Raw genomic sequence first — 18659 nt, 5'->3', positions numbered from 1 at the left:
CCATGCTCGCGATACTGGGAATCACCACCCCCATATTCCTGCTGATTGGCGTAGGCTACGCAGCGAGATGGAGCGGCATTATCCAGCGCGAGCAGCTGCAGGGAGTGGGCGTATTCGTGCTCTACTGCTCGCTACCGGCGCTCGTGATTCGTGCGTTAACCCAGCAGCCGCTGGAAGAAATACTTAGGCTCGACTACCTGATCGCTTACGGCTTGAGCTCCATCGTCGTTTTCAGCGCAGGGTTGTGGCTTTGCTACCGGCTCCAGCGCCAACCGCTCAACGTCAGCGCCATGCAGGCACTGGGTATGGCCGCGGCCAATAGCGGTTTCGTTGGCTACCCGGTGGCCGCCATGGTCATCGGCTCACCCGCCGCGGTGCTCTTGGCACTGAATATGCTGATTGAAAATCTTCTGATTATTCCGGCAGCACTGATCCTTGCTGAAATGGGCAACCAACACGGCGCCAGCCCGTGGCAAACCGCTCGGCAGACGGCGCTGAACCTGGCCAAAAACCCGGTATTGATCGGCCTCTCGGTAGGCATATTGATCGCGCTAACCGGACTGGTCATTCCCACTCCCATTGATAAAGCGATCAATATGCTCGCTGAAGCGGCAGGGCCTGCAGCGCTGTTTGTGATTGGTGGGTCGCTGTTTGGGCTTCACGTTAAGGGCATGGTGCGCGACGTGGGCCAAATTGTGATCGGCAAACTTATCCTTCATCCCCTGGCAGTATTGATGGCGTTTCTTATGATCCCCGATATCGAGCCAATTTACGTTGCCGGTGCGCTGCTGTTCGCCGCCGCGCCGATGATCAGCATTTATCCACTCTTCGGTCAGCGCTACGGTCTCGGTGGCATCAGCGCCACCGCCATGCTGGTGGCGACGGTGGCGTCCTTCTTTACGCTTAGCTTGATCATCGGGGGGATGACACTTGCGGGATTGCTCGCCGTGTAGGGCGTCAACGCTTAATCGTTTGCTGCCAGAATAGCGTCGAGCGCTGCTTGATAGCCCTGGGTGCCGAGCCCCGCAATGACCCCATCGGCACGCAGCGAGACATAGGAATGATGCCGAAAGCTTTCACGCTGATGGACATTGGAGATGTGCACCTCGATCACCTTGCCTTCAAAGGCATTGAGCGCATCCAGGATAGCAACGGACGTATGGGTATAGGCAGCCGGGTTGATGATGATGGCCAGGGTTCCATCGAGACGTGCCGCATGAATCGCGTCGATCAGTTCGCCTTCATGATTGCTCTGGAAACAGTTGATTTCCCAGCCCGCCATTATCGCGGTCTTGCGCAAAGCGTTGTTCACATCTTCAAGCGTTTCATACCCGTACACATCGGGCTGACGAACCCCTAGAAGGTTCAGGTTGGGGCCATGAAGTACCGTTACTTTTGGCTGACTCATTGATTGATATCCTCTCAGCGCTGGGTCGTCATCATGTGTAAGCTCGGTGCATCATTATAACGTGTTATCAATGCATCGTAATGAGCTGAAAGTACACAAAAATGCGCATTTGTTCGTTATTCGAACAGCGTGTTATATTGCTCAGTTAAATCCCTCTAAATGGCCTATCGACCCCATGGACGCAACGGCTCAGGAAGACAAACTCGATCCCGATGACCGCGATTTTGTCACCGCGCTTGCCAGCGGCCTGGATGTCATCCTGGCGTTTGACGATGCGCACCCGCGGATGACATTGAGCGAAGTGGCCTCGCGCACCGGCATGAATCGCGCCACGGCACGACGCTTTCTACTGACGCTGCACGCGTTGGGCTACGTACGCAAGCAGCAGCGCTATTTCGAGCTGGCGCCGCGCGTGCTGCAGCTTGGCTATGCCTTTTTGTCGGCCAATGACTACCGCAGCGTCATTCAGCAGTATCTGGAAGATATTACTCAGGAAAGCGGTGAGTCCTCTTCGCTTGCCGTCCTGGATGGCGACGATATCACCTACGTCGCCCGCTCTGCCGCCCCGCATCGCCTGATGGGCATTACCCTGTCGGTGGGCACACGGCTACCCGCCGCGCATACGTCGATGGGTCGGGTTTTGCTTGCTCAGCTTCCCGACGCCGAACTCGACGCCTACCTCGAACGGCTGACGTTAACCCGCTACACCGACAAGACCATTACCCAAAAAGACGACCTCAAGCAGTGCATTGGCAAGGTGCGTGAGCAAGGCTACGCCATTGCCGATCAGGAGCTCGATCCGGGCCTGCGGTCATTGGCCGTGCCCGCCTTCGATGCCAACGACAAACTCCTGGGCGCCATCAACATCAGCACCAATGCCGCTCGGGTCGACCTTGAAACGCTGATGGAACGACACTTACCGCTGCTACTGGAAAAAGCCCGGCTCATTCGCACCACCATTTCCAGTTAACTGCGCCAGCGCCTGATCGAGCGATGCCTGCTGGCGCTTGGCGTAGAGGGCGACTTCATCGGTGACCGGCACGCCGAGCGCCTGCTCGAATTGCTGCTGGTTGGCATCCTGAGCGTAGCCGCTTTGGCCGTTGTCACCCAGGTTCGACTGGAAAATGCCCGCCGCGCTAACCGGCAGAAAGTCCTCGTAGGTCATCGGCGTGGCGGTCAGCGCGCCTTGCGCCAATAACCGTTCCACGTCACCTTCATCGACCGGCGCCGCCACTTGCGCACCGGGTATCGCGTGGTAGTGGAAAAACGCCAATCCTTCGCGCCGCAGCGTTGCTTCGTCATCCGGAAAGGCCTCAAACACCGCCGCCAAGCGGGCCTGGTGAGCGGCGTTTTCCGCCTCCGCAGCCTGTTTCGCCTCGCCAAGCAAGCGGTCGTATAGCGCACGGCCTGTGTGGGTGAGCGCGATGCCGCGCTGCTCGATTTCGCCAAAGCGCGCCGTGTGGTGTCCCTGGGCGGCATCGGCAAACGCAATCGGCTCTTCCAGGGCCTTGAAGCTGGTCTGGCGCAGCAGAATAGGGCACCGACGGCGCGGTGGCCCTTCGATAATCGCCTTGGGGTCGATGCCTACCTGTGGCATGCGCCGCTGCACTTCATCGATGTCCAGGGTGCGCGGGGTCAGGTGGTTGATATGCGGCCCCTTGAAGCAAACTACATCGGCAATCAGGCGGTGCTCCTGCTGCAGGCGCTGATAGGTGACCAGGTCGACCGTGGCCTGGTCGTGCCAGCGAAATGTTTCCAGCGCCTGATCGACAAACTGCGCCGCCTGATCGGCAGTCAGCCCGCCCTGGCGCTCGAAGGTTTCAATCAACGCCTCGGCCTGCGGGGTCACGATACGCCGTGCATCCAGAATCTCGCGAGCCTGCTGACGCAGCTCGGTATCCTCGATCAGTTCCAGGCGCAGCAGCGACGTGAAAATCCGAAAGGGATTGCGCGACAGCGCTGCATCGTCGACCGGGCGGAACGCCGTGGAGTGAACCGGCACGCCGGCAGGTGCCAGATCGTAGTAGCCGACGGGCAGCATGCCCATCACCGCGAACATGCGCCACAGCAGCGCGAGCTCCTCGGGCGTGCCGACGCGAATCGCCCCGTGACGCTCCACGTCAAGGCGCTCCAGAGCATTATTGGCGGCGAGCGTCTCACGCAGCGCCGGCGACGCCGCCAGCACCTCTTCATTAACCGCCGCGACCAACGACAGCAGGGCACTGTATTGAGGCACTTCCTGCTGGTACATGGCCGACATGGCCTTGGAAAATTGGTCGCGAATATCATCGCTGCTGACGTGCGCTGCGCTCATCGTGCGCTCCTTGATCATAAAGCCTGGATAGATAGTAACGCGCCTGTTACGCCGACAATTGCATATTTTCTTCCCTTAGCTTCATCAAAATACCACCCGCACCTGCCAGGCGCTCCAACTAGCATTGGCAGCGTCACTTGTCCGGCTGTTACATTAATGGCCATATTTCTTGAGGTTAACGCCACGCCATGACGTGCCCGCTCTATATCGGCTTGCCCATGTGGTCCAATCAGGATTGGTCGGGCACGCTCTATCCGCGTTACGCCAAAACCGACCTGCTCAGCGATTATGCGGCGGTGTTTTCCAGCGTCGAGGGCAATACCACGTTTTACAGCGGTGCGCCGAAACCGGAAACAGTCGCGGGCTGGGCACGCCAGGCGCCTGCCCATTTCCGTTTTTGCTTCAAACTCCCTGCAAGCGTTACTCACGACCAGCGCCTGACACGCCTGGACGAGGCCTGGGCCTTTTTAGATGCCCTCGCCCCACTTCACCACCGATTGGGGCCCACCATGGTCCAGTTGCCTCGCGATTTTGGCCCTGATGAACTCCCCCGGTTGGAAACCTTGCTGGCAGGCTGGCCCACGCATTTACCCTGCGCGGTTGAAGTGCGTCACCATGACTTTTTCCACAAGGGCGCGGCCGAGAAGGCCCTTAACCGGTTGTTGATAACTTATCGGGCAAACCGTGTGATGCTCGATGTGCGCCCGCTGTTCTCGACCCCGGCAAATGACCACCCAGGCCTGGCCCACGCCCAGCAAGAAAAGCCGAAACTCCCATTACACGTGCTTTCAACAGCGAATCATCCTGTCATTCGCTTTATTGGCCATGTTGACAAAGCCATTAATATTGACTATTTCAGTGCCTGGAAGTCACGCCTAGCCCTGTGGATAAATCAGGGGAAAACCCCTTTCTTATTTGTGCATACCGCGGATAATCGGGAGTCCCCGATGCTCGCCCGCATGTTCTATAACGACCTTCAAAACATGACGGCACTACCGCCGCTTGGTCCGTTTGCCAATGAAAAGCAGAGCCAACTGTTTTAACCTGGTTTTTTAGCGGTGCTGACTGGCATGCAGGTCACTGATCGGATAAATTGCGCATACTTTCGAAAAACGACGCTGGCAATCTTCTGTCAGTCCTTTTTCGAATAACGGTGCAACGCGCCGACAACGACTTATTACAATCAATTAATCAACAGGTGATGTATGGCAAAACTTGCACATGCACAGTGGTCATCGAAAATGGCCTTTGTGCTGGCAGCCGCCGGCTCGGCAGTAGGCCTGGGTAATATTTGGCGCTTCTCATATCTGGTCGGCGAAAGCGGTGGTGCGGCCTTCGTGCTGGTCTACCTTGCCTGCGTGGCATTGGTCGGCGTGCCCATTCTACTTTCCGAGTGGATGATCGGCCGACGCGGGCAGAAAAATCCCATCGACAGCATGAAAGAATTGGCCAGCCAAAGCGGCAAGTCCAAGGGATGGGCACTGGTGGGTATCAGCGGTGTCCTGGCAGGCTTCCTGATCCTGTCGTTCTATAGCGTGATTGGCGGCTGGTCGCTCAACTATACGCTGAGTTCAGTGATTGGCACCTTCAGCGGTCAGAATGCCGACAGCATTGGCGCGATCTTTAATGGCATGCTGGCCAGCCCCGGCACGCTACTGCTCTGGCACAGCGCCTTTATGCTGCTGGTCATCGGCATCGTGGCCCGCGGCGTGACCAAAGGGCTTGAGAGCGCCGTGCGCTCGCTGATGCCCGCGCTGGTCATTTTAATGCTGATTCTGGTGGGTTATGGGATGACCACCGGCCACTTCGGCGAAACCCTGGCGTTCATGTTCAGCCCGGACTGGAGTGCGTTGAATGGCGGTGTGGTGCTGGCCGCCATGGGCCAGGCGTTCTTCACGCTGTCGTTGGGCATGGGCATCATGATGGCCTACGGCTCCTACCTGGGCGAAGACGTCAACCTGCTGAGCACAGCGCGCACGGTCATCATTATTGATACCGCCATTGCGTTGCTGGCCGGTTTGGCCATTTTCCCCATCGTGTTTGCCAATGGCTTGAGCGCTGGCGAAGGGCCGGGGCTGATCTTCGTTACCCTGCCTATTGCGTTCGGCAACATGACCGGCGGTGTCATTCTGGGGCTGATGTTCTTCCTGTTGCTGACCTTTGCCGCGCTGACCTCGGCAATTTCGTTGCTCGAACCCACTGTGGAGATGCTTGAAGAACGCACCTCGCTGTCACGGGTCCCCGCGACGCTGGTCAGCGGTATTGTGGTTTGGCTATTGGGTGTCGCAGCGCTGCTGTCGTTCAACCTGTGGTCGGATGTCTTGTTCTTCGGGCTGAATATCTTCGACTTGCTTGACACCTTCACCGCGAAGATTCTGCTGCCGCTCACCGGCCTCGGTGCCGTCGTGTTTGTCGCGTGGTGCCTGGATCGCAAGAGCGTCGAGCAGGAGCTGGCGCTGTCCGGCACAGGGCTCAGCGTGTGGAACATCATCGCGCGCTTTATCGCGCCGATTGGCGTTATTGTGGTGTTCCTCGCGGGTATCCTTTAAGTCGGGTTAAGTTGGCTCTGCGCTTAGCAGAGCCAAACGCCCATGACCGTGCTTTATACGGCGAGACTCACGTCAAGCATCGCCGTTGAGCACCTCTCCTGGTGAAATTAGCTTCTCAGTGCAGTTCGCTCTCTTGCCGTTCGTCTTCGTCCGGTAAGGGAGCAATATCCCGCGATAACGCTTGAAATTCCCGATGCAGTTCGATTCCCCGCCGTGCTCGTAGGTTGCGTTGCGCGGCACTACGCCGACGCTGGACATGTTCATCCACTTCCATGCTCATGAAGATATCGAGCAATTCGCTCTTGACCGAGGTGATGCGTTCGACATTACGCATGATCGACGTTCCTCCAGGTGAATATGCCTACGTCCACCTGCATCCGTGACGACTGATAGATGATGCAGTGCGGCACTTCAGTTTTTACTATAACCTACTTGACAAAATGATGACCACTTAGAAAAAAGAACCGCCTAACGTCACCCCAACGGTGGCCGCATGCTTTGCTTGCCCATATAGTGAGCTACTCGGCTTTATTTTAAGGAGCTAAACGTGAGTCGCGCCCTGTTCGATGAAATGAGACGCCGCATGGAGCACTTTCGCCGCTCCGAGCAGAAAGTGGCGCGGTTTGTACTGCGCAATCCCGAGGAAGTCATCCATATGCGGATCGTCGACCTTGCCACCGAGGCAAAGGTCAGCGAGCCCACCGTGGTGCGCTTCTGCCGCGCTCTGGGCTGCAATGGCTTCCAGGACTTTAAACTCCAGCTCGCCCAGATGCTGGCCACCGGCAGCCAGTTTGCCCAGTTCTCGATGAACGATAGCGATTCCGTCGCCGAGTTCTCGCACAGCATTTTCGATTCGACGGTGGGCACCTTGCTATCGGTACGGGATCGCCTGGATAACGATGCCCTGGGCCGCGCAGTCAATGCTCTGGCGATGGCCAATCGGGTCGAGTTTTACGGTTTCGGCGCGTCAGGGGCCGTGGCTTTCGACGCCCAGCACAAATTTTTTCGTTTGCAGATTTCCACCTCCGCCTATGCCGACCCCCACATGCAGAACATGTCCGCGGTGACGCTAAAGGAAGGCGATGTGGTAGTAGCGATTTCGCAAACCGGGCGCACCAAGGCGCTGGTCGCCAGCGTCCGCCTGGCCCGGGAGGCGGGTGCAACGGTGATTGGCCTGTGCCCCAGCGACTCACCGCTGGCAGAAGAGGTGACACTGCCGCTGTATATCGATGTGCACGAAGACACCGAAATCTACACGCCAATGAGTTCGCGCATCGCCCACCTGGTACTGGTCGACGTGCTGGCGGTGGGCGTCGCCAAGACCCGTGGCCCGAAACTCGCCGAGCAGCTCAAGTCAGTGAAGAAGAGCCTTAACTCACTGCGTTTCCCGGAAGACTCGTGAACGCCAAGTTATCGTTGTGGCTGTGCTAAACTGACGGCCCATTTTTCGACCCGGCAGCGGCTTATATGGACGACGTCACGGCGATACTCGATCAGCTTAACTCCGACCAGCGCGAAGCGGTCAGCGCCCCTCAAGGCAATCTGTTGGTACTGGCGGGTGCCGGCTCGGGCAAAACCCGCGTGCTGGTGCACCGCATTGCCTGGCTGATGCAGGCCGAGGGCCTGTCCCCCTATGCGCTGCTGGCCGTGACCTTTACCAACAAGGCCGCGCGAGAAATGCGCACCCGTCTGGAAGCGCTGCTGGGGCTGTCGTTGCGCCATGTCTGGGTGGGCACCTTCCACTCGATCTCCCATCGCCTGCTGCGCACCCACTGGCAGGATGCGCGGCTGCCACAGCACTTTCAGATCATTGACGCCGACGACCAGCTACGGCTTGTAAAACGCCTGCTGAAAGACTACTCCATCGACGACGAACGCTACCCACCCCGCCAGGTACAGCATTTCATTTCCGGCTGTAAGGAAGAAGGCCTACGCCCGCATCAGGTCAACGTGGACGGCGATGCCTATATGGGGCAGATGGTCGAGCTCTACGAACGCTACCAGTTGACCTGTGAACGCGGCGGGCTGGTCGATTTCGGCGAGCTCCTGCTCAGAAGCCTTGAACTGCTGCGCGACAACCCCGCACTGCTGGCCCATTACCGCGAGCGCTTCGGCCACCTGTTGGTCGACGAATTTCAGGACACCAACACGCTCCAGTACGCCTGGCTGAAGCTGCTCACCGGCATGCAGACGCCCATGACCGTGGTCGGCGACGACGACCAGTCGATCTACGGCTGGCGCGGGGCCAAGGTCGAAAACATCCGCCGTTTCGAGCAGGAGTTCCCCCAGACGCACACAGTCCGCCTTGAGCAGAACTACCGCTCCACCAGCGCGATTCTCGATGCGGCCAACGCCTTGATCAGCCACAACAGCGAACGCATGGGCAAACAGCTGTGGACCGACGGCGTCGAGGGTGACCCTATATCCGTCTACGCAGGTTTTAACGACCTCGAAGAAGCGCGCTTTATCGTCGACACCATCAAGGAAAAAGTCGATGAAGGCCTCAACCGCCGCGATATGGCGATTCTCTACCGTTCCAACGCGCAATCGCGTCTGCTGGAAGAGACGTTGATCCGCCAGGGAATGCCCTACCGTATCTACGGCGGCCACCGCTTCTACGAACGGCTGGAAATCAAGAACGCCCTGGCCTACCTGCGACTATTGCTCAACCGCGACGACGACGCTTCTCTGGAAAGGGTGATCAACGTGCCGACGCGGGGCATTGGCACCCGTACGGTGGAAATCGTTCGCCTGCGCGCCCGCGAGCAAAACATCCCGCTGTGGCAGGCACTGCACGACGCGATTCACGACGGCACGCTGAAAGGCCGCGCGGGCAACGCGGTGCAGGCCTTTGCCAACCTGATCGAGCAGTTGGATAACGACGCCTCCGGGCTCCCACTGCACGAGATCATCGACCACGTGACCGTGCGTACCGGCCTGATCGAACACCACAAGAGCGAACGTGGCGAGAAAGGCCAGGCGCGGGTGGAAAACCTCGAGGAGCTGGTCAACGCCGCGCGGGCCTTCACCCACGGCGATGCCTTTGAAACGCCGGAAGCCGGCGAAGGCATGGCGGCACTGGAGGCGTTCCTGTCAGAAGCCGCCCTCAATGCCGGGGATCACGAGGCCGAAGAGTTCGAGGACAGCGTGCAGCTGATGACGCTGCACTCGGCGAAGGGCCTGGAATTCCCCGTGGTATTTATTGCGGGCGTCGAAGAAGGCCTGTTCCCCCACAAGATGTCACTGGAGGAGCCGGGAAGGCTCGAGGAAGAACGTCGCCTGTGTTACGTCGGCGTGACCCGCGCGATGCAGAAACTTTACCTCACCCACGCCGAAACCCGCCGCCTGCATGGCAAAGAGGTGTTTCCACGTCCGTCGCGCTTTCTGCGCGAACTGCCGCCGCACCTGCTCGAAGAAGTGCGCCTGCGCGGACATATTTCCCGCCCGGTCACCGCCTCGCGCACGTCCTTCGCACAACAAAGTGTCGAGGCCAGCGACGACCTGCCCAGCCTGCATGTTGGCCAGGGGGTAGAACACCCGGTCTTCGGTGAAGGGATAATCCTTAACGCGGAAGGTGAAGGCGCCCGCGCCCGGGTCCAGGTCAGCTTTGAAGGCGAGGGTGTTAAATGGCTGGTGTTAGGTTTCGCCAAGCTGACACCGCTTTAAACGACTCGCGACGCATTACTGACGCATCTTTGCGTGCGCGCACCGACTGCCCCACAGAGAACCTTATGAAACAACGCTTGAAACGCCTCTTTCCCGAAGTGTGCAACGGCTGGTCAGCCTTGAGCGGCTACCACCGTTTTGAACGCATCATCTCGTTGATACTGACCCTGGCCATCGCCGGGGCCGTACTGGTTGCCATGTACTACCTGGTCATTCACGTAGTCCAGCTGTTATTCATTCAAAGCCGTGACCCCTTTGACTACCGCGTGTTTCAAGCGCTATTCGACATGATTCTTACCGTGCTGATTGCCATGGAGTTCAACAACTCCATTGTACGGACGATGACCAGTGGCAAAGGCTTTATCCATGTCGAGATTGTCGTGCTGATTGCCATCATGGCACTGGTGCGCAAGTTCATGGTGCTGGACATGGAAACCATCGATCCCTGGCAGATTGCCTCGCTGGCCGCGGCAGTGCTGGCGCTTGGGGGCTGCTACTGGCTGGTTCGCCATGCCAACCGCATGAAAGATGCCAGCGACGATTGATCGGAAAACTTGCGGGCAAAATTCGCCCTCACGCATACTGACGGGCGGAATCGGTGCCCGTGCGCCCCATAAAAAATAGCAACATTACGTTTGGAGTCTTGCTCATCATGCAACGCCGTCACTTTCTCAAAACCGCCAGCCTTGGCGTCGCAGGGGCCGCCGCCGCCCCTTTCGTGTCCACCTCCCAGGCCCACGCCAACGAAACCTACAACTGGGACATGGTCACCTCCTGGCCGAAAAACTTTCCTGCGCTAGGCACCGGTGCCAATGACTTCGCCCGTCGGGTGGAGCAGCTTTCCAACGGCCGCATGACAATTACCGTCCACGGCGCGGGCGAGTTGGTACCTGCGCTTGAAGTCTTCGATGCTGTGGCGGCGGGCACTGCGGAAATGGGCCACTCGGCGTCATATTACTGGCGTGGAAAAGTCGCCGCTTCGCAGTTTTTCACGGCCGTGCCCTTCGGCATGACCACCACCGAAATGAACGCCTGGCTTTACCACGGTGATGGCCAGGCGCTGTGGGATGAGATTTACGCTCAGCACAACCTGAAGCCCTTTGCTGTCGGCAATACCGGGCCGCAAATGGCGGGCTGGTTCAAGAAAGAGATCAACTCGCTGGACGATATGCAGGGCCTCAAGCTGCGCTTGCCGGGACTAGCTGGTGAAGCCATGAACGGCATCGGCGTGAGCACCGTCAACATGCCGGGGTCGGAGATCTTCACCTCGCTGCAAACCGGCGTACTGGATGCCGCCGACTGGGTCGGCCCCTATAACGACCTGGCCTTCGGCTTGCATCAGGTGGCGGACTACTACTACACCTCGGTGTGGAATGAGCCAACAGCCGCGCTTGAGGGCACCATCAATCTCGACGCCTGGAACGCGCTGCCCGACGACCTGAAAGCCGTCGTCACCGAAGCCGCACGCGCCTCAAATCTGGCGATGTACAGCGAGTTTGCCTTTCGTAACGCCCAGGCCCTGGAAGCCCTGGTGGACGAACACGATGTACAGTTACGCACCTTCCCCGAGGAGGTCATGGCGGCGCTCTATGAAAGCTCTCAGAAAGCCATCCAGCGTCAGGTCGAAGACGACGAAGCATCACGCCGGGTGTATGAGTCCTATTCGGCGTTCCAGAAAATCGTCCGTCCCTTCAGCGATGTTGGCGAATACGCCTATTTGAAAAGCCGTGATAACGTAGGTTCATAGGCGTTTAGATCGCAGACAGGCATAAAGGGCGCTGACTCAAGCGCCCTTTATGTTTAGAGTCATGTTTCTAGAGTCGCTATAGGGCCTGTTTAGTCATGCACCGCGCGGATGCGGCCATTGTCGTCCAGCGCCACCATCACAAAGCGTGCCTCGGTCACCTTTTGGCGCTCGTCCAGATGCTGTTCGTGTAGGGCACGTACCCACACCTCCACATCGATCTTCATCGAGCTATGCCCCACCTCTTGAAGCTGGGTGTACACGCTCACCATCGACCCGACCCGCACCGGGCTTAAAAAATCCATTGCCTCAATGGCCACGGTGGCGGTTCGCCCGCCGGCTTCACGGCCAGCCGCCAGCTCGGCCGCCTGATCCATCTGGTTCACCAGCCATCCGCCGGAAATGTCACCGTAAACATTGGTATCCTGGCGCGAAGCCAGTAATTTGAGGGTCAATTGCCCTTGGGGGGCAGGCACATCGTCCAAATCGGTATCCAGCAGTGTCATGTGTCGGTCGCTTTGTCGGTTTATTATTGTGAAAATCAGGTCGCCATCTGAGGCGCGCCTTGCTGCATTGCAATAAATAACGAGTTAATCACAAGAGAGCTTCCGATTGAATAGTAACGGTTTCGCTTTTCGCATGAAATATCGCGCGGCACTGGGCCTGGCCTGGCTGCTCTTGAGTTTGCCGCTTGTTGGCTGGGCACAGCCCCAGCAGCCTTCCGTGAGCGGCACCCTGGGCGCCGTTGGGTCCGACACCATGGCCGGATTGATGCTGCGCTGGGGCGAAGCGCTTACCACTCAATATCCGGAAATCAACGTGCAATTTCAAGCCAGCGGCTCTGCCAGCGCACCACCGGCTTTGTTGGCGGGCACTACCCGCATCGGCCCCATGTCCCGGCGCATGACCCACGAGGAACGCAACGCCTTTATCGAGCGTTATGGCTACCCACCGCTGGAACTGCGCGTGGCACGCGATGCGCTTATCGTGATTGTACATCGTCACAACCCACTGTCGGCGATCTCACGTCAGGACGTGGATGCGGTTTTTTCGACCACCCAGGCCTGTGGTGGCGAACAATCGATCACTCGCTGGGAAACATTGACCCAGGACGCGACGGCGCCAAGCGGTCGCATCGCCTTGCACGGACGGAATATGGCCTCGGGCACCTACGGCCTGTTTCGTCAACGCGCGCTGTGTGACGGTGAGTTCCGCCCCGATATCAGCGAGTACATGGGCGCGTCGGCGGTCGTCGCGGCCGTGGGCGAGTCCTATAGAGCAATGGGCTATTCTGGTCATAACCACTTGACGCCATCGGTAAAGGCACTCTCACTGACCACTACGCAGGGTAACGCCGTGCCGCCCAGCGAAACCGCCATTCAAAGCGGCGACTATCCGCTTTCCCGCTACCTGTATATCTACGTCAACCTGCCGCCTGACGAATCGCTACCTGCCGCCGAGCGGGCGTTTCTGGATCTCATCATGTCGACTGAAGGTCAGAAAATTACCCGGGCGTCGGGTTTCGTCCCCCTGCCCCTGGACGATCTGGAGGCTCAGCGGGCATGGTAGCCGGAATTTGTCATTTAATTGTCACATTGGTCACGTAACGTAAGGAGCATCCATGTACCCCCAAACGCTGACCCTACCGCTGACTTGCCCATGATCGTCAAATGACTCGCGCTCGGCTCTTTCATCAGCCGCTTCGCCACTTGCAGGACCGCATCGCCACCGGACTTATCACCGCCGGTGGTATCGGTGTGTTGCTGGCGATATTGGGTATTGGGGTATTTTTGGTCTGGGAAGCAGCCCCCTTGTTGCTGGATGGCGAGAACGCCTCGCTTGCCATGCTCTCGCCGCTGGCGTGGGGAACGCTGAAAGCCGCCCTGATGGCATTACTGTTTGCGTTGCCGCTCGCACTGGGGGCGGCCGCCTATTCAGCGTTTTTCATGTCGACCCGACTACGCAGCCGCATCAAACCAACCCTGGAAATGATGGAAGCCATCCCTGGGGTGGTCATCGGCTTTATCGCCGGTATGCTGCTCGCCCCCTGGGTCGAGCGCCACTTGGCCAGCACCCTGGTGGTCATCGTCTGGCTGCCGCTTAGTGCCGGGCTCGCCGGTCTGGTCTGGCACCTGGCAAGCCGCCGCTGGCAGCGTCGTCTGCCGCTTTCGTGGGCAGCTCTGTGGCTGATTCCGTGGCTCATTGTCATGTTCATCCTCGCCCTGTGGTTAACGCCACTGGTGGAGCAGACCTTTTGGGATGGCGACCTTCGCCAGCATCTTTATGCCGTGTTTGGACTCGATTACGTCACCCGTAATGCCCTGATTGTCGGCCTGGCAATGGGCTTCGCCGTGATTCCCAGCGTCTATTCGCTGGCCGAAGATGCGCTCACCGAGGTGCCTCGCCCGCTGATGGAAGGCGCTCAGGCGCTCGGCGCCAGCCGCTGGCAAGCGGTCGTTAAAGTCGCGCTTTCCGCAGCTGGGCCGGGGCTGTTTTCAGCCATCATGATCGGCGCAGGCCGAGCGGTGGGGGAAACCATGATCGTACTGATGGCCAGCAGCAATACGGCACTGCTCAGCGCCAGTCCCTTCGAAGGCATGCGTACCATGGCCGCCGCTATCGCCATTGAGCTGCCCGAAGCCACTGCGGGGAGTACTCCATATCGCATGCTGGTGCTCGCAGCCCTGTTGCTGTTCCTGTTCACCTTTTTAGTCAACACCCTGGCCGAGCTGGTTCGCCAACGGCTGCGCCGTCGCTACCAGCGACTGGGGGGGGCTTCGTGAAGTGGCTGAAAAGTGCCGTACAGCAGGGCATCTGGCCGTGGCTGTGCGCGGGCTGTGTAGCCCTCTCCTTGCTCATGCTGGGCGCCTTGCTGGCGTTACTGCTGACACGTGGCCTGGGCCATTTCTGGCCGGCAACACTGGACGAAATCACCCTGCACAATGGCGATGTGGTGGCAGGCGAGGCAGTCCGCGATATGCCGCTTCCCAACCGGGCAGGTAGCGAACGCCTCTACTTTACGGGCAATCGTGACATCGACGACGCCCGCTGGCGCTGGGTGGCGATTGACACCATTGCACAACAGACCCAGCCCGCGGCACTGCTGCGTCTGAAACGGCGCACCTGGGGCGACTTTATCGGCTATCTGGAAGCCATTGAGGTAAACGGCGAGCGCTTTAGCGGCCATACTGCCCTGCAGCAAGCAAAGCAGGCGCTCCAGCTGTCCGCGCCCGAGCGCGCTCGCTATCAGCTCACCTTGCGTACGCCCCAGGGGCAAACCCTGCGCCAGCCGCTTGCCACCGTGCTGAGCATTGAAGCGCCCAATGCCATGCACGTTGGCCAAAAAGTGCAGCGCTGGGCAACGGACGTCTGGCAGTTTTTAAGCCAGGGACCGCGTGCCGCCAATACCGATGGGGGGGTGTGGCCGGCTATTTTCGGTACCATGCTGATGGTGATTCTAATGTCGGTGATCGTCACGCCTTTTGGCGTGCTGGCCGCCATCTATCTCAATGAGATTGCCCATCAGGGACCCCTCACCCGCCTGGTACGCATTGGCGTCCGCAATCTCGCGGGGGTACCGTCCATTGTCTACGGCGTCTTCGGGCTGGGCGTGTTTGTCTATGGCATTGGTGGCACGCTGGATGCGTGGTTCTTCGACGACGCCTTGCCGTCGCCCACCTTTGGTACCGGTGGCCTGTTATGGGCATCGCTGACCCTTGCCCTGCTGACGCTGCCGGTCGTGATTGTCGCGACCGAAGAAGGGCTGGCGCGCATTCCCGATGCCCAACGTGAAGGTGCGGTGGCCCTTGGCGCCACCCGGTTTGAAATGTTGACGCGTATCGTATTACCCATGGCCACCCCGGCGATGTTGACCGGGGTCATTTTGGCCGTGGCCCGGGCCGCTGGTGAAGTCGCGCCGTTGATGCTGGTCGGGGTCGCCAAGCTCGCACCACAGATGCCCCTCGACGGAGAATTCCCCTACCTGCATCTGGAACGCAAGTTTATGCACCTTGGCTATCATCTGTTTGACACCGCCTTTCACGGCGAGGACGTCCAGGCAGCGATCCCGTTGGTCTATGCCACAGCGCTGTTATTGGTGCTGATTGTGTTGGTGCTTAACCTAACTGCCATATTATTGCGTCATCATCTACGTCGTCAGCGAGGAAGCGAATGCTAGCATCTCGACACGTCGACCACGCCACGCAAGCACATGTGGCGCATTTCCCAGCAGATCAGTGCTGTCTGGACATCAACCAGTTCAGCCTGGCCTACGCAGGGAAACCAGCCTTGCAGCAGCTCACGCTGCAGGTGCCGCGCCATCGGGTCACGGCCTTCATTGGCCCTTCCGGGTGTGGCAAGTCGACCTTCTTGAGAGCGATCAATCGCTTGCATGACCTTAATGAATCGGTCAGCCACAGCGGTGAGATCAGCCTTGAGGGACATAACATTCATGCGCCGGAAATGAACGTAACCGAGCTGCGCCGTCGGGTGGGCATGGTATTCCAGACACCTAACCCCTTTCCGATGTCGATCTACGAAAATGTCGCTTTTGGCCTGCGCTTGCAGAAGCGGCTCGCCAAGCGCCAGCGGGATGACATCATCGAGTGGGCGCTCACTTCGGCGGCCCTGTGGGATGAAGTCAAGGACCGCTTGCATCGCTCCGCCTGGCAGCTGTCAGGCGGGCAACAGCAACGCCTGGTGATTGCACGAACGTTGGCGGTACAGCCCGACGTGCTGTTGCTCGACGAGCCGGCATCGGCGCTCGACCCGATTTCGACGCTCAAGATCGAAGAGTTGATTCGTAACCTGAAATCTCAGCTAACGTTAGTGTTGGTGACTCACAATATGCAGCAGGCGGCCCGGGTGTCCGATTACACCGCCTTCTTGCAGCAGGGTGAGCTTGTGGAGTACGGCCCCACCGACCACGTTTTCACTAACCCTCGTTTACAACGAACCGAAAACTATATAACCGGCCGTATGGCCTAGGTTGAAGCAACCCCGTCAGGAGGGCTCCATGGACATTACCAGCGATACCCACAGCCAGCATATCTCGCGCCAATTCAACCATGAGTTGGAAGAACTCAAAACCCACCTGATGGCCATGGGCGGCATGGTGGAAAAACAGGTGCAGGACGCCGTCTTTGCGCTACTGGAAAGTGACTCGCGGCTGGCCGAGAAAGTCCGCGATAACGACCGTCAGGTGAATGATCTTCAACTGCAGATTGATGACGAGTGCACGCGTATTCTAGCGCGTCGTCAACCGGCCGCTTCGGATTTGCGTCTGGTGCTCGCCGTCATCCGCGCCACCTCCGACCTGGAGCGGATTGGCGATGAAGCCAGCAAAATTGCCCGCAATGCGCTAAGCCTGAGCGAGAGCAGCAACCCCCTTCGCGGGCTGGTGGAAGTGCGCCACATCAGCGAGCACGTCCGCAAGATGCTGCGCGATTCGCTGACGGCGTTTGCCCGCTTCGATACCGAGCTTGCCATGCAGGTCGTGCGTGAGGATGAGTATGTCGATAGTGAATACGGCAGCGCCATGCGCTCCTTGATGACGTTCATGATGGAAGATTCGCGCTCGATCACCTCGGTACTCAGCATCATGTGGGTTCTGCGCGCGCTGGAGCGGGTGGGTGACCACGCCAATAACCTGGCCGAGCATGTCGTCTACCTTGTCAAGGGGCTGGATATTCGCCATACCGACCCTGAGACACTGGACCAGCAGGCAGCACCGAAAAAGTCTTGACCTGCCCCCCGATTCCTCATGCAATACGCCCTGGCTGCACGGCAGCCAGGGCATTGTCATCTTTGAGGAGTCACATGTTTTCATGCTAGATGCATTCACTGCCATCAGCCGGGGTACACGTTGTGTCTATAAGCCTGGACTGAGGCGTTATGTCTTTTTACCCATTCTGGTCAACCTGCTGGTCTACGTCAGCATGTTCAGCTTTGTGCTAAACCGCTTTGATGGCTGGCTGGCTCACTGGATGGGCATGATACCCAACTGGCTTGATTGGCTGTCGTGGCTTATCTGGCCCCTTTTCGTGCTTAGCCTGTTGGTCGTGGTGTTTTTTACCTTCACGCTGGTGACCAGCTTGATTGCAGCCCCCTTTTACGGTTTCTTGGCCGCTAAAGTTGAAGTTCAAGTCACCGGTCGCGAACCTCAGGATGACCGGGGGCTGGCCAAAACGACCGTTGATGCGCTGGGCCGCGAAATGGTCAAGCTGGGTTATATCCTGCCCCGTGCCGCGCTGCTGTTCGTGATTGGCTGGATTCCAGGGCTTAATCTGTTGGCGCCCCTGCTATGGGCGCTGTTTTCCGCCTGGGTGATGGCCATCACCTACCTGGATTACCCGATGGATAACAATAAGGTAGCGTTTCGCGATATGCGTGGCCGCCTATCGGCTCGCTGGTGGCAAAGCTTAAGCTACGGCGGCTTGGTCACGCTGTTGACGTGGATTCCGCTGGCCAATCTGTTCCTGATCCCGGGCGCTGTGGCAGGTGCCGTACTGATGTGGGATTACCATTATCGCCATGTTCAGTCGGTGACCCAGCGCTCTTGAGGTGTACGCAAGGCCAGTATATGGAGGCTGGAAGAAGGGAAAGCTGACGTTGTTGAAAGGCTAACAAAAACAAGACCCTGCCTTGGCAGGGTCTTCGACAGTGATCATTTTAGGCGGTGGTACTTATCAGCTTCCAATCCTTTTGCGGGACTCCAACCGTGGACGTTACCCTGACTGACAGTGTGACCGCCTTCTAGACTCATCCAATGAATCTCTAATCATCCCTGCTAATGCAGGACATCCTTGCCCTGCATTGGGCTACTGTCTAAGCGTAGTTACTTTTCTTCACTTCGTAAAGAAAAGTATCAACAGTTCTTTGCATCTTACAATGCCAGAGACTGTCTTGCCTATAGAGAAGCACCCTCTATGCCAGCTATTCGTTATTTCACTTATTATATATCAATAACAATGAGTTAAA

General features: G+C 58.5%; 18 protein-coding genes. 14 read left to right on the top strand and 4 right to left on the bottom strand.

The window, feature by feature from the left end; all coding sequences use genetic code 11:
- Nucleotides 1-2: 2 nt before the first annotated feature.
- Nucleotides 3-953, top strand: coding sequence for an AEC family transporter (locus tag QC816_RS07435; RefSeq protein ID WP_309781502.1), 951 nt, complete (start codon nucleotides 3-5; stop codon nucleotides 951-953).
- A gap of 11 nt (nucleotides 954-964) precedes the next feature.
- Here QC816_RS07435 and aroQ read toward each other — a convergent pair whose 3' ends face one another.
- The gene (aroQ, locus tag QC816_RS07430; protein ID WP_066316454.1) at nucleotides 965-1408 is read right to left on the bottom strand and encodes a type II 3-dehydroquinate dehydratase; all 444 of its coding nucleotides are present in this window, start codon (nucleotides 1406-1408) and stop codon (nucleotides 965-967) included.
- Between the two features lie 175 nt (nucleotides 1409-1583).
- On the opposite strand from aroQ, the gene QC816_RS07425 reads away from it, so the two are divergent.
- On the top strand, nucleotides 1584-2378 hold the full coding sequence (locus QC816_RS07425; RefSeq protein ID WP_309781501.1) for an IclR family transcriptional regulator domain-containing protein: 795 nt from the start codon (nucleotides 1584-1586) through the stop codon (nucleotides 2376-2378).
- On the opposite strand, the gene hglS is transcribed toward QC816_RS07425, so the two are convergent.
- The gene (gene hglS / locus QC816_RS07420) at nucleotides 2334-3722 is read right to left on the bottom strand and encodes a 2-oxoadipate dioxygenase/decarboxylase HglS (protein WP_309781500.1); all 1389 of its coding nucleotides are present in this window, start codon (nucleotides 3720-3722) and stop codon (nucleotides 2334-2336) included. The genes QC816_RS07425 and hglS overlap by 45 nt on opposite strands.
- Nucleotides 3723-3910: 188 nt before the next feature.
- On the opposite strand from hglS, the gene QC816_RS07415 reads away from it, so the two are divergent.
- Together QC816_RS07415 and QC816_RS07410 are read left to right on the top strand one after the other, a co-directional pair.
- Nucleotides 3911-4765 (top strand): DUF72 domain-containing protein, encoded by an 855-nt coding sequence (locus tag QC816_RS07415; RefSeq protein WP_085920036.1) that lies wholly within the window; start codon nucleotides 3911-3913, stop codon nucleotides 4763-4765.
- Nucleotides 4766-4927: 162 nt separating this feature from the next.
- On the top strand, nucleotides 4928-6271 hold the full coding sequence (locus tag QC816_RS07410) for a sodium-dependent transporter (RefSeq protein WP_085920035.1): 1344 nt from the start codon (nucleotides 4928-4930) through the stop codon (nucleotides 6269-6271).
- Nucleotides 6272-6386: 115 nt separating this feature from the next.
- Here QC816_RS07410 and QC816_RS07405 read toward each other — a convergent pair whose 3' ends face one another.
- Nucleotides 6387-6605: a PA3496 family putative envelope integrity protein gene (locus QC816_RS07405; protein ID WP_085920034.1), complete on the bottom strand. Its 219-nt coding sequence runs from the start codon at nucleotides 6603-6605 to the stop codon at nucleotides 6387-6389.
- A 213-nt stretch (nucleotides 6606-6818) separates the two neighbouring features.
- On the opposite strand from QC816_RS07405, the gene hexR reads away from it, so the two are divergent.
- The 4 genes from hexR (at nucleotide 6819) to QC816_RS07385 (ending at nucleotide 11684) form a co-directional block, all read left to right on the top strand.
- Nucleotides 6819-7673 carry a transcriptional regulator HexR gene (gene hexR / locus QC816_RS07400; protein ID WP_066316464.1) on the top strand — a complete coding sequence of 285 codons (855 nt, stop codon included), beginning with the start codon at nucleotides 6819-6821 and terminating at the stop codon, nucleotides 7671-7673.
- A gap of 65 nt (nucleotides 7674-7738) precedes the next feature.
- The gene (gene uvrD / locus QC816_RS07395; RefSeq protein ID WP_309781499.1) at nucleotides 7739-9937 is read left to right on the top strand and encodes a DNA helicase II; all 2199 of its coding nucleotides are present in this window, start codon (nucleotides 7739-7741) and stop codon (nucleotides 9935-9937) included.
- 65 nt (nucleotides 9938-10002) lie between these two features.
- Nucleotides 10003-10482, top strand: a complete 480-nt coding sequence (locus QC816_RS07390; protein ID WP_066316467.1) for a phosphate-starvation-inducible PsiE family protein — start codon at nucleotides 10003-10005, stop codon at nucleotides 10480-10482.
- 107 nt (nucleotides 10483-10589) lie between these two features.
- Nucleotides 10590-11684, top strand: a complete 1095-nt coding sequence (locus QC816_RS07385; protein ID WP_085920032.1) for a TRAP transporter substrate-binding protein — start codon at nucleotides 10590-10592, stop codon at nucleotides 11682-11684.
- 89 nt (nucleotides 11685-11773) lie between these two features.
- Here QC816_RS07385 and QC816_RS07380 read toward each other — a convergent pair whose 3' ends face one another.
- Nucleotides 11774-12187, bottom strand: a complete 414-nt coding sequence (locus QC816_RS07380) for an acyl-CoA thioesterase (protein WP_085920031.1) — start codon at nucleotides 12185-12187, stop codon at nucleotides 11774-11776.
- Nucleotides 12188-12320: 133 nt separating this feature from the next.
- On the opposite strand from QC816_RS07380, the gene QC816_RS07375 reads away from it, so the two are divergent.
- From QC816_RS07375 to cysZ, 6 genes are all read left to right on the top strand, one after another.
- The gene (locus tag QC816_RS07375; RefSeq protein WP_085920048.1) at nucleotides 12321-13250 is read left to right on the top strand and encodes a PstS family phosphate ABC transporter substrate-binding protein; all 930 of its coding nucleotides are present in this window, start codon (nucleotides 12321-12323) and stop codon (nucleotides 13248-13250) included.
- Between the two features lie 101 nt (nucleotides 13251-13351).
- Nucleotides 13352-14464 (top strand): ABC transporter permease subunit, encoded by a 1113-nt coding sequence (locus QC816_RS07370; protein ID WP_309781498.1) that lies wholly within the window; start codon nucleotides 13352-13354, stop codon nucleotides 14462-14464.
- A complete protein-coding gene (gene pstA, locus QC816_RS07365) occupies nucleotides 14461-15858 on the top strand; it encodes a phosphate ABC transporter permease PstA (RefSeq protein ID WP_254902967.1) in 1398 nt (465 codons plus the stop codon). The genes QC816_RS07370 and pstA overlap by 4 nt, the downstream gene beginning before the upstream one ends.
- Entirely contained in the window at nucleotides 15852-16667 is an 816-nt protein-coding gene (pstB, locus tag QC816_RS07360) for a phosphate ABC transporter ATP-binding protein PstB (RefSeq protein ID WP_085920029.1), read from the top strand. Before pstA ends, pstB begins: the two co-directional genes overlap by 7 nt.
- Nucleotides 16668-16695: 28 nt before the next feature.
- A complete protein-coding gene (gene phoU, locus QC816_RS07355) occupies nucleotides 16696-17424 on the top strand; it encodes a phosphate signaling complex protein PhoU (protein ID WP_085920028.1) in 729 nt (242 codons plus the stop codon).
- 82 nt (nucleotides 17425-17506) lie between these two features.
- Nucleotides 17507-18241, top strand: coding sequence for a sulfate transporter CysZ (gene cysZ, locus QC816_RS07350; protein WP_264824955.1), 735 nt, complete (start codon nucleotides 17507-17509; stop codon nucleotides 18239-18241).
- Nucleotides 18242-18659 lie beyond the last annotated feature (418 nt).

Source organism: Vreelandella janggokensis (assembly GCF_031451615.1).
In the GTDB taxonomy this organism is placed as follows: domain Bacteria; phylum Pseudomonadota; class Gammaproteobacteria; order Pseudomonadales; family Halomonadaceae; genus Vreelandella; species Vreelandella janggokensis.
The sequence above is the reverse complement of the archived record's forward strand: the minus strand, read 5'-3'. Positions and strand labels throughout refer to the sequence as shown.

Bases quoted from the DNA above. Each gene is read 5' to 3' on its own strand.
- QC816_RS07405 (WP_085920034.1), bottom strand. From the start codon at position 6,605: ATGCGTAATGTCGAACGCATCACCTCGGTCAAGAGCGAATTGCTCGAT.
- QC816_RS07375 (WP_085920048.1), top strand. From the start codon at position 12,321: ATGAAATATCGCGCGGCACTGGGCCTGGCCTGGCTGCTCTTGAGTTTG.
- hglS (WP_309781500.1), bottom strand. From the start codon at position 3,722: ATGAGCGCAGCGCACGTCAGCAGCGATGATATTCGCGACCAATTTTCC.
- QC816_RS07410 (WP_085920035.1), top strand. From the start codon at position 4,928: ATGGCAAAACTTGCACATGCACAGTGGTCATCGAAAATGGCCTTTGTG.
- QC816_RS07415 (WP_085920036.1), top strand. From the start codon at position 3,911: ATGACGTGCCCGCTCTATATCGGCTTGCCCATGTGGTCCAATCAGGAT.
- QC816_RS07425 (WP_309781501.1), top strand. From the start codon at position 1,584: ATGGACGCAACGGCTCAGGAAGACAAACTCGATCCCGATGACCGCGAT.
- QC816_RS07435 (WP_309781502.1), top strand. From the start codon at position 3: ATGCTCGCGATACTGGGAATCACCACCCCCATATTCCTGCTGATTGGC.
- pstB (WP_085920029.1), top strand. From the start codon at position 15,852: ATGCTAGCATCTCGACACGTCGACCACGCCACGCAAGCACATGTGGCG.
- QC816_RS07390 (WP_066316467.1), top strand. From the start codon at position 10,003: ATGAAACAACGCTTGAAACGCCTCTTTCCCGAAGTGTGCAACGGCTGG.
- cysZ (WP_264824955.1), top strand. From the start codon at position 17,507: ATGCTAGATGCATTCACTGCCATCAGCCGGGGTACACGTTGTGTCTAT.
- QC816_RS07385 (WP_085920032.1), top strand. From the start codon at position 10,590: ATGCAACGCCGTCACTTTCTCAAAACCGCCAGCCTTGGCGTCGCAGGG.
- aroQ (WP_066316454.1), bottom strand. From the start codon at position 1,408: ATGAGTCAGCCAAAAGTAACGGTACTTCATGGCCCCAACCTGAACCTT.
- uvrD (WP_309781499.1), top strand. From the start codon at position 7,739: ATGGACGACGTCACGGCGATACTCGATCAGCTTAACTCCGACCAGCGC.
- QC816_RS07380 (WP_085920031.1), bottom strand. From the start codon at position 12,187: ATGACACTGCTGGATACCGATTTGGACGATGTGCCTGCCCCCCAAGGG.
- QC816_RS07370 (WP_309781498.1), top strand. From the start codon at position 13,352: ATGACTCGCGCTCGGCTCTTTCATCAGCCGCTTCGCCACTTGCAGGAC.
- phoU (WP_085920028.1), top strand. From the start codon at position 16,696: ATGGACATTACCAGCGATACCCACAGCCAGCATATCTCGCGCCAATTC.